General features: G+C 73.4%; 10 protein-coding genes. 9 read left to right on the top strand and 1 reads right to left on the bottom strand.

Features of this window, described 5'->3' with window-relative positions; translation table 11 throughout:
- Window position 1 precedes the first annotated feature (1 nt).
- The 9 genes from JOD48_RS09085 (at window position 2) to JOD48_RS09125 (ending at window position 11,156) form a co-directional block, all read left to right on the top strand.
- Window positions 2–1,000 carry a TlyA family RNA methyltransferase gene (locus JOD48_RS09085; RefSeq protein ID WP_204808652.1) on the top strand — a complete coding sequence of 333 codons (999 nt, stop codon included), beginning with the start codon at window positions 2–4 and terminating at the stop codon, window positions 998–1,000.
- Window positions 997–1,992: an NAD kinase gene (locus tag JOD48_RS09090; RefSeq protein ID WP_191791391.1), complete on the top strand. Its 996-nt coding sequence runs from the start codon at window positions 997–999 to the stop codon at window positions 1,990–1,992. The genes JOD48_RS09085 and JOD48_RS09090 overlap by 4 nt, the downstream gene beginning before the upstream one ends.
- A 2-nt stretch (window positions 1,993–1,994) precedes the next feature.
- Complete coding sequence (recN, locus tag JOD48_RS09095; RefSeq protein ID WP_204808654.1) at window positions 1,995–3,743, top strand: DNA repair protein RecN; 1,749 nt, start codon at window positions 1,995–1,997, stop codon at window positions 3,741–3,743.
- A gap of 5 nt (window positions 3,744–3,748) precedes the next feature.
- Window positions 3,749–4,933 carry a putative cytokinetic ring protein SteA gene (gene steA / locus JOD48_RS09100; protein WP_204808657.1) on the top strand — a complete coding sequence of 395 codons (1,185 nt, stop codon included), beginning with the start codon at window positions 3,749–3,751 and terminating at the stop codon, window positions 4,931–4,933.
- Between the two features lie 82 nt (window positions 4,934–5,015).
- Entirely contained in the window at window positions 5,016–6,089 is a 1,074-nt protein-coding gene (locus JOD48_RS09105) for a copper transporter (protein ID WP_204808659.1), read from the top strand.
- 5 nt (window positions 6,090–6,094) lie between these two features.
- Entirely contained in the window at window positions 6,095–7,021 is a 927-nt protein-coding gene (locus JOD48_RS09110) for a hypothetical protein (protein ID WP_307824064.1), read from the top strand.
- A complete protein-coding gene (gene murJ, locus JOD48_RS09115; RefSeq protein ID WP_239527370.1) occupies window positions 7,018–8,706 on the top strand; it encodes a murein biosynthesis integral membrane protein MurJ in 1,689 nt (562 codons plus the stop codon). Before JOD48_RS09110 ends, murJ begins: the two co-directional genes overlap by 4 nt.
- 127 nt (window positions 8,707–8,833) lie before the next feature.
- On the top strand, window positions 8,834–10,510 hold the full coding sequence (pyrG, locus tag JOD48_RS09120) for a CTP synthase (protein WP_307824065.1): 1,677 nt from the start codon (window positions 8,834–8,836) through the stop codon (window positions 10,508–10,510).
- 1 nt (window position 10,511) lies between these two features.
- Window positions 10,512–11,156, top strand: a complete 645-nt coding sequence (locus JOD48_RS09125; RefSeq protein ID WP_204808661.1) for an NUDIX domain-containing protein — start codon at window positions 10,512–10,514, stop codon at window positions 11,154–11,156.
- A 96-nt stretch (window positions 11,157–11,252) separates the two neighbouring features.
- On the opposite strand, the gene JOD48_RS09130 is transcribed toward JOD48_RS09125, so the two are convergent.
- Window positions 11,253–13,550: an exo-beta-d-1,3/1,6-glucosidase gene (locus tag JOD48_RS09130; RefSeq protein ID WP_204808663.1), complete on the bottom strand. Its 2,298-nt coding sequence runs from the start codon at window positions 13,548–13,550 to the stop codon at window positions 11,253–11,255.
- Window positions 13,551–13,567 lie beyond the last annotated feature (17 nt).

The raw sequence follows: 13,567 nt of genomic DNA on the forward strand, positions 1-13,567 counted from the left end.
CGTGGGCACACGCGTCGACGCCGAGCTCGTCCGCCGCGGCCTCGCCCGGTCACGGCGCCAGGCCGCCGACCTCGTCGCCGCCGGACGCGTCACGATCGACGGCCGGACCGTCGCCAAGCCCTCGCTCACCGTGACGCAGGCGCAGTCGATCACCGTCGAGCTGGACCCCACGGACCCGGGCTACGCCTCCCGGGCCGCGTTCAAGCTCGCCGGAGCGCTCGACGCGATCACCGCCGCGGCCCCGGGCAGCGCCCCACGGGTCGCGGACGCGTCGTGCCTCGACCTGGGCGCCTCGACGGGCGGCTTCACCGACGTCCTGCTGCGCCGTGGTGCGCGGCGGGTCGTGGCGGTCGACGTCGGGCACGACCAGCTCGTGCCCGCCCTGCGCGAGGACCCGCGCGTCGTGGTCCGTGAGGGCTTCAACGTCCGCGATCTCGCCCCCGGTGACCTCGACGAGACCCCGGACGTCGTCGTGGCCGACCTGTCGTTCATCTCGCTGCGCCTGGTCCTGCCGCCCGTCGCCGCGGTCGTGGCTCCCGGCACGCACCTGCTGCTCATGGTCAAGCCGCAGTTCGAGGTCGGACGCGAGCGCCTCGGCACCGGGGGAGTGGTCCGCGACCGGACCCTGCACGCCCACGCGGTGCTCGACGTGGCCCTCGACGCAGCCGCGCTGGGGCTCCGGCCCGTCGGCGTGGTCCCCAGCCCGCTGCCCGGGCCCAGCGGCAACCGCGAGTTCTTCGTGTGGTTGCGCGCGACGGACGCACCCGCGCCGCCCGACGTGCCGGCGCTCGAGCGCGCGGTCGAGGCCGCGGTGGCCTCGACCGTGACGACCGTCCCCGTCGTGGCACTGGTCGGCGGGAGCGTCGCCCATGTCACGTCGCCGCCGGACGCGCGCGGGCGCGCGGACCTGACAGACTCGCAACCGGTGCCCGACGACGGCGCGCCCACCCAGGACCGCGGCACCGCCGTGGACCCACGACCGACCGGAGGAGCCCTGTGACCAGGAGAGTGCTGATCGTCACGCACGGTGGACGGCCCGAGGCGGTCGTCGCGCTGCACGAGGCGGTCAAGGAGCTCCAGGACGCGGGCTTCGAGGTCGGGCTGCACGACGACGACCTCGCCGAGACGTTCGGCGACCACATGGCCCAGCTGCGCACGAGGGAGGGCGTCGCGGAGTCCGAGGTCGTCATGGTCCTCGGTGGTGACGGGACGATCCTGCGTGCCGCCGAGCTCACGCACGGCACGGGGGTCCCGCTGCTCGGAGTGAACCTCGGCCACGTGGGCTTCCTCGCCGAGGCCGAGCGTGAGGGCCTGCCCGCCGCCGTCCAGCGCCTCGCCGCCCGCGACTACGTGGTCGAGGAGCGCGGGGTGCTCGAGGTCCGCGTCACGCTGCCCGGCGAGGACGAGCCACGGATCGGCTGGGCGCTCAACGAGGCGACGGTCGAGAAGGCGTCCCGCGAACGCATGATCGAGGTCGCGATCGGGGTCGACGGCCGGCCGCTGTCGTCGTTCGGCTGCGACGGCGTGGTCATGTCGACCGCGACCGGCTCGACGGCGCACGCGTTCTCGGCCGGGGGACCGGTCGTGTGGCCCGACGTCGACGCGATGCTGCTCGTCCCGCTCGCGGCGCACGCCCTGTTCGCGCGCCCGCTCGTCGTCGGCCCACGCTCGACGTTCGCTCTCGAGCTGCTGCAACGCTCGGGCGCCGCGGTGCTCACGTGCGACGGTCGTCGCCGCATCGACCTGCCGGCAGGCGCCCGCGTCGAGGTCTCGCGCGGGGACTCACCGATCCTCCTGGCCAGGCTCTCCACGGCTCCCTTCACGGACCGGCTCGTCTCCAAGTTCTCGCTGCCGGTGGTCGGTTGGCGCGGCCGCGTCGCCGAGGACGCCGCGGACGCTGTCCGCGTCGCCCGCCAGGCCGCAGCCGACGCCGTCGACGCCGCACGGCTGGGCAGCCCGCGTCCCACCGCTCCCGACCCGAAGGAGGACTGACCGTGCTCGAAGAGATCTCGATCGAGAACCTCGGCGTCATCCGCTCCGCGCGCGTCCCCCTCCACCCCGGACTGACCGTCATCACGGGCGAGACCGGCGCCGGCAAGACCATGGTCCTGACCGGCCTGGGCCTCCTCATGGGCGGCAAGGCCGACCCGTCGTCGGTCCGCCCCGGCGCGACCGGTGCCGTGGTCGAGGGGCGCCTGCGAGTGAGCGGGCGCGACGCCGTCGGGCAGCGCATCGACGAGGCCGGCGGGAGCGTCGACGACGACGGGACGGTCGTCGTCCTGCGCACCGTCGCGGCCGAGGGGCGCTCGCGCGCGCACCTGGGCGGCCGCAGCGTTCCCCAGGGCGTGCTCGCGGAGATCGCCGACGACCTCGTCACCGTCCACGGGCAGGCCGACCAGCTGCGCCTGCGCACCCCGAGCCACCAGCGCGTCGCGCTCGACGCGTTCGCGGGGCGCGCGCACGCCGAGCTGCTCGACGAGTACCGGGCGGCGTGGGCCGAGCGCACCGGCCTGCTCGAGGAGATCGCCGACCTCACGGCCCGCGCCCAGGAGCGTGCGCGCGAGGCGGAGCTCCTGCGCATCGGCCTCACCGAGATCGAGCGGGTCGACCCGCAGCCCGGCGAGGACACCGAGCTGACGTCGCTCGTCGCGCGCCTCGGGAACGCCGAGGAGCTGCGCCTGGGAGCCCAGGCGGCCCACGACGCGATCGTGGGTGACGACGCCCTCGACGGGACGGACGCGCCCGGCGACGCGACGTCGGCCGTCGAGCGCGCCCGGCGTGCGCTCGAGACCGCGAGCCACCTCGACCCGAGCCTGGCCGGGCTCGTCGAGCGCATCGCGGGCGTCGGCTACGCGCTCGCCGACATCGCGACCGAGGTCTCGGGCTACGTCGAGGACCTCCAGGCAGACCCCGGGGGCCTCGAGCAGGCGCACACGCGCCTGGCCGCCCTGGGCGGGCTCACCCGCACCTACGGCGAGACGATCGACGACGTCCTGGCCTGGGCCAGCGACGCCGGGCTGCGACTGCTGGACCTCGACGACGGCGGCGAGCGCCTGCGCTCGATGACCGAGCGGGCCGACGAGCTCACCGCGACGCTGTCCGGTCTCGGCGCCCGGATCACCGCCGCACGCACCGCGACGGGGGAGCGCCTCGCGCGCGCCGTGACGGACGAGCTCGCGGGGCTCGCCATGACCGGTTCGAGCCTCGTGGTCGACGTGACCCCCGCCGACGAGCCCGGCCCGTGGGGCGCCGACGTCGTGACGCTCTCGCTCGTCCCGCACCCCGGCTCCCCGCCGCGCCCGCTCGGCAAGGGCGCCTCGGGCGGTGAGCTGTCCCGCGTGATGCTCGCGATCGAGGTGGCGCTGGCCACGTCGGGCGCGGACGCGGGCACCGACGACGCCGCACCGCTGCCCACGTTCGTCTTCGACGAGGTCGACGCGGGCGTCGGCGGCCGGGCGGCCGTCGAGGTGGGCAGACGCCTCGCGTCCCTGGCCCGCACTGCCCAGGTGATCGTCGTGACGCACCTCGCGCAGGTCGCCGCGTTCGCCGACTCCCAGCTCGTGGTCACCAAGTCGCCTGGTGGCTCGGACGGTGTCGACCCGGTCACGGTCACGGGCGTGCACGAGGTCACGGGTGAGGACCGCGTCCGCGAGCTGGCGCGCATGCTCTCGGGGCAGGAGGAGTCCGACGCCGCCCGCCAGCACGCGCTCGAACTGCTCGAGTCCTCGGTCGTGGGACGATAGCGGCGATGAGAATCACTCTGCGCAGAACTACGTCCGACGTGGCGGAACCGGGAACCAGCGGTCCCGCCCGCGTCGATGCCCGCACCAAGGCACTCACCAAGCGGCTCAAGCCCGGTGACGTCGCGGTCATCGACCACCTCGACATCGACCGGGTCGCGGCCGACGCCCTCGTCACCGCCAAGCCCCTCGCGGTGCTCAACGCCGCGAAGTCGATCTCGGGCCGCTACCCGAACCTCGGTCCGGAGATCCTGGTCGACGCCGGGATCATCCTGATCGACGACCTCGGCAGCGGCATCATGAGCATCTCGGACGGTCGCGAGCTGCGCCTCGAGGACGGCAAGGTCTACGCGGGCGAGGACCTGCTCGCCGAGGGCGTGCGGCAGACCTCCGAGACGATCGCGGTGAGCCTCGACGAGGCCCGTGCAGGGCTGTCCGAGGAGATCGAGCGCTTTGCCGAGAACACCATGGACTACATGCGGCGCGAGCGGGAGCTCCTGCTCGACGGCGTGGGCGTCCCGGACATCCGTACCGACATCGAGGGCCGGCAGGTGCTCATCGTCGTGCGCGGCTACTACTACCGCGAGGACCTCGCGACGCTGCGCCCCTACATCAAGGAGTACCGTCCCCTGCTCATCGGGGTCGACGGCGGCGCCGACGCGATCCTCGACGCCGGCTGGAAGCCCGACATGATCGTGGGCGACATGGACTCGGTCTCGGACCGCGCGCTCTCGTGCGGTGCCGAGATCGTGGTGCACGCCTACCGTGACGGCAAGGCTCCGGGGCTCGAACGGGTCCAGGCGCTCGGCGTCGAGCCGGTGGTCTTCCCGGCGACGGGCACGAGCGAGGACATCGCGATGCTCATGGCCGACGACAAGGGAGCAGAGCTCATCGTCGCCGTCGGCACGCACGCGACGCTCGTGGAGTTCCTCGACAAGGGCCGCTCGGGCATGGCCTCCACGTTCCTCACGCGCCTGCGCGTGGGCGGCAAGCTCGTCGACGCCAAGGGCGTCTCGCGCCTCTACCAGCACCGGATCTCGAACCTGCAGCTCACGCTGCTGTCCCTCGCGGGGCTCTTCGCCGTGATCATGGCGATGTGGTCCACCGCCGCCGGACAGACGGTCTTCGGCATCATCGGCGCCCGGTTCGACGACTTCGTCTCGTGGATCGGCGCACTGTTCGGGGGCGCATGAGCCGCCGGACGATCGACCTCATCTCCCTGACGCGCACCGATCGCACGTCGCCCCGTACGGACACGAAGGACGCAACAGCACAGTGATCGACTTCAGGTACCACATCGTCTCGTTGATCTCGGTCTTCCTGGCGCTGGCGGTCGGGATCATCCTGGGCGCAGGTCCGCTCCAGGGTGCGATCGGTGACCAGCTCACGGGACAGGTCGAGCAGCTGCGGCTCGAGCGCAACGAGCTGCGCGACCAGCTCGACGCCACGAACCTCGAGGCCGCCGACAACGAGGAGTTCATCGGCGCGGCCGGCCCCCAGCTCGTCGCCGGCTCCCTCCAGGACCGCCGGGTCGCCGTGGTCGACCTCGGCAAGGTCGACGGCGACCGCTACGAGGCCGTGCAGAAGCAGCTGGAGAGCGCCGGCGCGAGCGTCGTCGGGCACGTCCGGCTCCACGATGCCTGGACGTCGAAGGACCAGACGGACGCGCGCAAGACCGTCGCGACCGAGGTGACCAACCTCGTGTCCGGTGTCGAGGACGCCGGGACCGACGAGAAGCTGGCTGCCGCGCTCGCCACGTCGCTCAGCGCGAAGCAGCTCGCCGCCCCCGAGGCCCGCACCTCGGAGGCCGTGCTGATCGAGCAGAAGCTGGCCGAGGCAGAGCTCCTCGAGGTCGTGCAGCAGCAGGACGTACCCGCCGACGTCATCCTTCTCCTGGAACCCCAGCCGAAGGCCGTCCCTGCGGCCGGCACGACGGAGGAAGCCTCCGTCGACGAGGCCAAGGCCTACGCGGTCGACATCGAGGTCCTGCTCGCCCAGGCAGCGCAGGCGCGGTCCGAGGGCTCGCTCGTCGCGGGCTCGACCCCCGTGCCGGGCGACCTGATCTCGACCATCACGGCCGACGCCGACCTCGCGGCGGTCCTCTCCACGGTCAGCGGTATCGAAGAGCCTGCCGGTCAGATCTCGGTCCCGCTGGCTCTCGCGGCACGCCTGGGCGACAAGGTCGGTCAGTTCGGCTTCGAGGAGGGCGCGACGGCGGTCATCCCGCCGGCCGTCCAGCTCCCGCCCGTCGACCGCGCGCCCCTCGGCGCCCCGGGCACGGCCACCGACACCGGCGACACCGGCACGACAGGCGACACCGGCACGACCGGCGAGCAGACGGAGGGCTGAGACCAGTGGGCACCTTCCTGCGCGCCGTCGGCGCCGCACTCACCTCGGCCGCGGCCACGGCGACCGCCCGCGCGTACCTCGACGCCACCCCGCCCGGCGGGGACGAACGCTGGACCCGGACCAACCACCGTGGGGAGCCCATCAGCCTGCTCGAGGGCCCGGCGGTCGCCGCGGGTCTCGTGGCAGGGGCTCTCGTCGCAGGACCCGACGCCCGCACCCGCACCGCGGCCGCACTGGCGACCGCGGGAGGCGGCGCGTTCGGGCTGGTCGACGACCTCGCCGAGGACGCCTCGACCCGGACCAAGGGCATCAAGGGGCACGTCGGTGCGCTGCTCGAGGGGCGAGTGACCACGGGGGGCCTCAAGGTCCTGGGGATCGGGACGACGTCGCTCACGGCGGCTTTCGTCGGTACGCGCCGGACCGGCTCGGCCCTCGGGTACCTGACGGACGTCGCGGTCAACGGCTCGATCGTCGCGCTCAGCGCCAACCTCTTCAACCTTCTCGACCTGCGTCCCGGGCGCGCGCTCAAGGCGGGCGCCGCCCTGGCGGTCCCGCTCGCGGCCACGCCCGTAGGAGCGACGTCGGGCGCGGTGCTCGGTGCGGCGGCCGCAGCCGCTCCCGGCGACCTGGGCGAGCGCGACATGCTCGGCGACGGGGGCGCGAACGCGCTCGGCGCTCTGGTCGGCACGCAGATCGCGTTCGGTGCGCCACGGCCGGTGCGCCTGCTCGCGCTCGCCGGCATCCTGGGCCTCAACGTGGCGAGCGAGAAGGTCAGCTTCTCGAAGGTCATCGACGGCAACCAGGTGCTGCGCCGCGTGGACCAGTGGGGCCGCCGTCCGGCGTCCACCACCGGGGCGTCCACCACCGCCATCCCCGCCAGCACCGCGACGACCACCGACCCGTCGCCGTCCGGACAGGACGCACCGGCTTGAGCGAGGACGTGACGCCGGGCCCGGAGACCGCGCCCGCGCCACGACCCGCACGCGGCTCCCGGCTGCGTGCGGGCACGCAGACGCTCGCGGGCGCGGCGCTCATGATCACGGTCGTGACGATCGCGAGCCGGCTGGTCGGCTTCGCCCGGTCGCTGGTCATGGCGTCGGCGGTCGGCACCGAGGGCATCGGGACGGCGTACACGTCGGCCAACATCCTGCCCAACGTCCTGTTCGAGGTCGCGGCGGGCGGTGCGCTCGCGGGCGCGGTCGTCCCGCTGCTCGCCGGGCCCATCGCGCGAGGTGCCCGCGTCGACGTCTCGAAGATCGCGTCCGCGCTGCTCGGCTGGACCCTCCTGGTCCTGGTCCCGCTGGGCGCCCTCCTCGCTGCGCTGGCGTACCCCATCGCGTACGTGCTGATGGGCAAGCACCCCGATCTGGTCGACGTCACGGCGCTCTTCGTGCGCGTCTTCGCGCTGCAGATCCCGATGTACGGGTTCGCCGTGATCCTCGGCGGGATCCTCCAGGCCCACAAGCGCTTCTTCTGGCAGGCCTTCGCACCGCTCGTCTCGAGCCTCGTGGTCATCGGGGTGTACCTGGTGTTCGCGGGCATGGCGGACGGGGACCAGAACGACGTGGCGGCGCTGTCGTCGAGCGCGATCGCATGGCTGGGCTGGGGGACGACGCTCGGGGTCGCGGCGCTGGCCCTGCCTCTCGTCCTGCCCGTCGCGCGCACCGGCACCCGGCTGCGCCCGACCCTGCGCTTTCCCGGCGGTGAGGGCGTCCGCGCCCGCAACCTCGCGTTCGCCGGGGTCGGGGCGCTCGTCGCGCAGCAGGTCTCTGTGCTCGCGGCGATGTACGCGGCGAACACCTCCGGGCCCGAGGCGACCTTCCCGACGTACTTCTACGCGCAGCAGGTCTACCTGCTGCCGTACGCGGTGCTCGCGTTCCCGCTCGCGACGAGCGCGTTCCCTCGCCTGGCCGAGCACGTCGCCCAGGGCAGCCGCGAGCTCTTCGACGGGCTGCTGGCGTCGACGACGCGCACCCTGCTCCTGGTGTCCGGGGTGGGCGCGGCGGCGCTCGTGGCGGCCTCGGCCGCGGTCGAGTCGGTCTTCGACGTCGTCACCGGCTCGTCGGTCGAGGGCCTGGGCGTGGCCACGGCCACCATGGCGCCGGGCATCATGGGCTTCGCCCTGATCCTGCACCTGTCGCGCGCTCTCTACGTCCTGGACCGTCAGCGCGCGGCCGTCGTGGCGACCGCGACCGGCTGGGTGGTCGTCGCCGTGCTGGCGGTCGTGGGCCCCGCGGCGCTCGGGGAGGGCGACCAGGTGAGGGTGCTGGCGCTCCTCGGCCTCGCGACCGCGGTGGGCATGACGGTCGCGGGCCTTCTGCTCCTGCTCGCGGTGCGTCGGCACGCCGGCCCGGAGGCGGTGGCCCACGTGCCGCGCACTGTCGCCGTCGTGATCCTGGGCGTGGCGCTCGGCAGTACGGCAGGACGGGGCCTCAGCGCGGTCCTCCTGCCCGACGACGCGCACGTCGCGGCGGCGCTCGCCGTCGGCGTCGGGGTTGCCGTCCTGGCGGCTCTCGTCGTGGTCGGGCTGGCGTTCGTCGCGGACCGGTCGTCCGTCGTCGGGCTGGTGCGGCGCGGGCGGGGCACTGCACCCGCCGACGCGAGCCCGGACGCCTGACGGGCTGGGCGGTACCCGCCCGCCGGGCGCAGACTGGAGGGCGAACAGCCCGACTGAGAGTCATCCCACGGTCGCGGACCCCCGGATCCGGAGCGGCCCCGACGAGTCACTGTTAGGATGGAGTTCCGTGGCAGATCACCTGAACAGACCCCACGCCCTCACCGGCGGCCGCTCGGACCACAGCACCCGGCACATCTTCGTGACCGGCGGCGTGGCCTCCTCTCTCGGTAAGGGGCTGACGGCTTCGAGCCTGGGTCGCTTGCTCCGATCCCGTGGCCTGAGCGTCACGATGCAGAAGCTCGACCCTTACCTCAACGTCGACCCCGGCACCATGAACCCGTTCCAGCACGGCGAGGTCTTCGTGACCGAGGACGGCGCCGAGACGGACCTCGACATCGGGCACTACGAGCGATTCCTCGACGTGGAGCTCCCGGCCTCGTCCAACGTGACGACGGGCCAGGTCTACTCGCAGGTCATCGCCAAGGAGCGTCGCGGCGAGTACCTCGGCGACACGGTGCAGGTCATCCCGCACATCACCGACGAGATCAAGTCGCGCATGCGCGCCCAGGCGGGCGAGGGCGTCGACGTGATCATCACGGAGATCGGCGGCACGGTCGGCGACATCGAGTCCCAGCCCTTCCTCGAGGCCGCCCGTCAGGTCCGGCACGAGCTCGGCCGTGACGACGTCTTCTTCCTGCACGTCTCCCTGGTGCCGTACATCGGCCCGTCGGGCGAGCTCAAGACCAAGCCGACGCAGCACTCGGTCGCCGCGCTGCGCTCGATCGGCATCCAGCCCGACGCGATCGTGCTGCGCGCGGACCGCGTGGTCCCCGAGCCCGTGAAGCGCAAGATCGCGCTCATGTGCGACGTGGACAACGAGGCCGTGGTCAACGCGATCGACGCGCCGAGCATCTACGACATCCCGCGCGTGCTGCACTCGGAGGGCCTCGACGCGTACGTCGTGCGCCGTCTGGGCCTGGCGTTCCGCGACGTGGACTGGGACGGGTGGTCGCAGCTCCTCGAGCGCGTGCACCAGCCCGAGCACCAGGTCGAGGTCGCGCTCGTCGGCAAGTACATCGACCTGCCGGACGCCTACCTGTCCGTGACCGAGGCGCTGCGTGCGGGTGGCTTCGCCAACGACGCGAAGGTGACCATCCGCTGGGTCCCCTCGGACGACTGCCAGACGCCCGAGGGTGCCGAGGACGCGCTCGGCGGGGCCGACGCGATCCTGGTCCCGGGCGGCTTCGGCGTGCGCGGTATCGAGGGCAAGCTCGGCGCCCTGCGCTGGGCCCGCGAGAACAAGGTCCCGACGCTCGGCATCTGCCTGGGCCTGCAGTCGATGGTCATCGAGTACGCGCGCAACGTGCTGGGCATCGAGGACGCGTCGTCGAGCGAGTTCGACCCGGAGAGCAAGAACCCCGTCGTGGCCACGATGGAGGAGCAGCTCGCGATCGTCGACGGTGGGGGCGACCTGGGCGGCACCATGCGTCTGGGCTCGTACGAGGCCGCGCTGCGTCCTGGTTCCGTGGTCGCCAAGACCTACGGTTCCGAGTCGGTCACGGAGCGTCACCGTCACCGCTACGAGGTCAACAACGCCTACCGTGCGCGCCTCGAGGAGGCCGGCCTGGTCATCTCGGGCACCTCGCCCGACTCGTCGCTCGTCGAGTTCGTCGAGCTCCCGGCCGACGTGCACCCGTACTACGTGAGCACGCAGGCGCACCCCGAGTTCAAGAGCCGCCCGACGCGTGCCCACCCGTTGTTCGCGGGCCTGGTCGCGGCGGCGCTCGAGGCTCGGACGGCCTGACGTGAGCGTCCGCCCGCTCGCTGACGTCCCGGTGGCCCGGGACGTCAGCGAGGAGCGTGTCCTGCACGCGGGCCGCATCTTCGACCTGCGCTCGGAGTCCGTGGACCTGGGCGAGGGTGGCGTCGTGACGCGCGAGTTCGTCGACCACCCCGGTGCGGTCGCGATCGTCGTGCTCGACGAGGACGAACGGGTCCTGCTGCTGCACCAGTACCGGCACCCGGTGCGGCGCGAGCTGTGGGAGCCGCCGGCCGGTCTGCTCGACGTGGACGGGGAGGACGCGCAGGCCGCGGCCGCCCGGGAGCTGCTCGAGGAGGCGGACCTGCGCGCTGCGCGCTGGGACGTCCTGGCGGACTACTACACGTCGCCGGGCGGCAGCAACGAGGCCCTGCGGGTCTTCCTCGCGCGTGACCTGTCGCAGGTCCCCGAGGCCGAGCGCCACGAGCGTGAGGCCGAGGAGCTGGGCATGGAGCTGCGCTGGGTGCCGCTCGACGAGGCCGTGTCCGCGGTCCTGGCGGGGGACCTGCACAACCCGTCGGCCGTCGTCGGGATCCTGGCGGCCGCCGCCGCGCGCGCGACCGGCTGGTCCGCCCTGCGCCCGGCCGACAGCCCGTGGCCCGAGCGGCGCGGGGGAGACCCGCGCGCCTGAGGGGCGTACCGCAGCACTGCCACGAAGGGCCCGACGGCGTCACGCGCCGTCGGGCCCTTCGTCGTACCCCCGGGGTGGTCGCCCGGGGTGCTCGCCTCAGCTCGTGACCGTGAAGCCCGCCACGAGCAGCGCCTCGTCGCGCGACGACGGTCCGACGAGCAGCTCGAACGCGCCGGGCTCGACGACGCGCCGACCCTGGGCGTCGACGAGCGTGCAGTCCGCGACGGCGACCTCGAGGTCGACCACGAGCGACTCGCCCGGGGCGAGGTCGACCTGCCGGTACGCCTTGAGCTCCTTCTCGGCCCACGTCACGGACGTCACGGTGTCGCGCACGTAGACCTGGACGGTCTCCCGGGCCGGCCGCGCGCCCGTGTTGGTGACCGTGACCTGCGCGTGCACGGTGTCGTCGAGCCCCAGCGCGGTGTCGAGGACGGTCAGCGCCGAGTACTCGAGCGTCGTGTAGCTCAGGCCCTCGCCGAACGCGAAGGGCGGGCGCTGCGTGAGGTCGGCGTAGCGGGTCCCGTGCTGGCCGGGGAGCTGGTTGTAGTACACGGGAAGCTGCCCGACGTGCTCCGCGAACGACAGGGGCAGGCGGCCCGACGGCTCGACCAGACCGAGCACGAGCTCGGCGATCGCCCGCCCGCCGCGCATGCCGGGGTTGGCGGCCCACACGATCGCGGCCGCGTCGCGTGCCGAGGGCGGCAGGACGAGCGGCTTGGACGCGACCACCACGACGACCAGCGAGGTCCCGGTCGCGGCGAGCGCGTCGAGGAGCGCGACCTGTGCGCCCACGAGGTCGAGCGTCGCGGTCGACCGTCCCTCGCCCACGAGCTCGATCCGGTCCCCGACGACTGCCACGACGTAGTCGGCGTCGTGCGCGGCCGCGACGGCCTCGGCGATCAGGTCGGCGTCCGGTGCGGCGGGCAGCACGACCTGGGGGCGGGGCTGCCCGTCGGGGAACAGCTCGCCGTCCGGGTCGGGGACGAGCGTCAGGATGTCGGCACCTCGTGCGTGCGTGACGGTCCACCCGGCGGGGACGTGGTCGCGGAACCCGTCGAGCACCGTCTGGGTCATCTCGCGCGGGTGCCCGTCGGGCAGCCAGTCGGCCTGACCGGACCGTCCGGCCCAGTCGCCGAGCTGGGTGTCCGGGTCGTCCGCGTTGGGCCCGACGACCGCGATCCGGCGTACGGGGCGCCCCGGGGCGTCGGCGCGGGCCGCGCGTCCGTCCGGCCCGGCGACATGCCCTCCGTCGAGGGGCAGCGTGCCGTCGTTGGCGAGCAGGACGAGCGAGCGCCGCGCGACCTCGAGGTTGAGGTCCGCGTGCTGCGCGCAGCCGATGACCTCGGCCTGCCGGGCCGGGTCGGGGCGGCGTGGGTCCTCGAACAGGCCGAGCTCGAACTTCAGGGTGAGGATGCGTGCGACGGCGGCGTCGAGGTCGACCTCGTCGAGCAGCCCCTGGCGGACGGCGTCCTGCGCTCCCTCGAAGAACTGCGGGGTCGTCATGACCATGTCGTTCCCCGCGCGGACCGCCGCGGCCGCGGCGTGGGTGTGGTCGGGCTGGATGTGCTGCTCCCAGACCATGCGTCCCACGTTGTCCCAGTCCGTGACGAGGGTCCCGGTGTAGCCCCACTCGCCGCGCAGCACCTCGCTCAGGAGCCAGTCGTTGACCGTGATCGGGACGCCGTCCATCGACTGGTAGCCCAGCATGAAGGTTCGGCACCCCTCGCGCGCGACGCGCTCGAACGGCGGGAGGAACCAGGAGCGCAGCTTGCGCCGTGAGATGTCGGCCTCGCTCGCGTCGCGCCCACCCTGGGTCTCGGAGTACCCGGCGAAGTGCTTGGCGGTCGCGAGGATCGCCGTCGGGTCGCTCAGACCCTCGCCCTGGTACCCGCGGACCATCGCGGACGCGAGCTCGCCGATGAGGAACGGGTCCTCGCCGAACGTCTCGCTGACCCGGCCCCAGCGCAGGTCGCGCGTGATGCACAGGACGGGCGAGAAGGTCCAGTGGTTGCCGGTCGAGGCGACCTCGACCGCTGTGGCCCGGGCGACCTGCTCGAGCAGCCCGGGACTCCAGGTCGCTGCCATGCCGAGCTGGGTCGGGTAGATCGTCGCCCCCTCCCAGAACGAGTGCCCGTGGATGGCGTCCTCGGCGATGAGCAGGGGGATCCCGAGGCGGGTCGCGGACGCCAGCTCGTGTGCGCGCAGGACGTTCTCGGGGCAGGTGTGCAGGATCGAGCCGACGTGGATCTCGGTCACGAGCCGCTCGACGCCGTCGGCCGCGTTGAGCTGCATCATCTGTCCGACCTTCTCCGCGAGCGTCATGCGGCCGACGAGGTCGGCCACGCGGGAGGGCACCGGGAGAGTGGGGTCCTGGTAGGGGAGGCGGTCGGACATGGGGTGTCCCTTCGAGA

Origin of the sequence: Oerskovia paurometabola, from assembly GCF_016907365.1 — a bacterium.
Lineage (GTDB): Bacteria > Actinomycetota > Actinomycetes > Actinomycetales > Cellulomonadaceae > Oerskovia > Oerskovia paurometabola.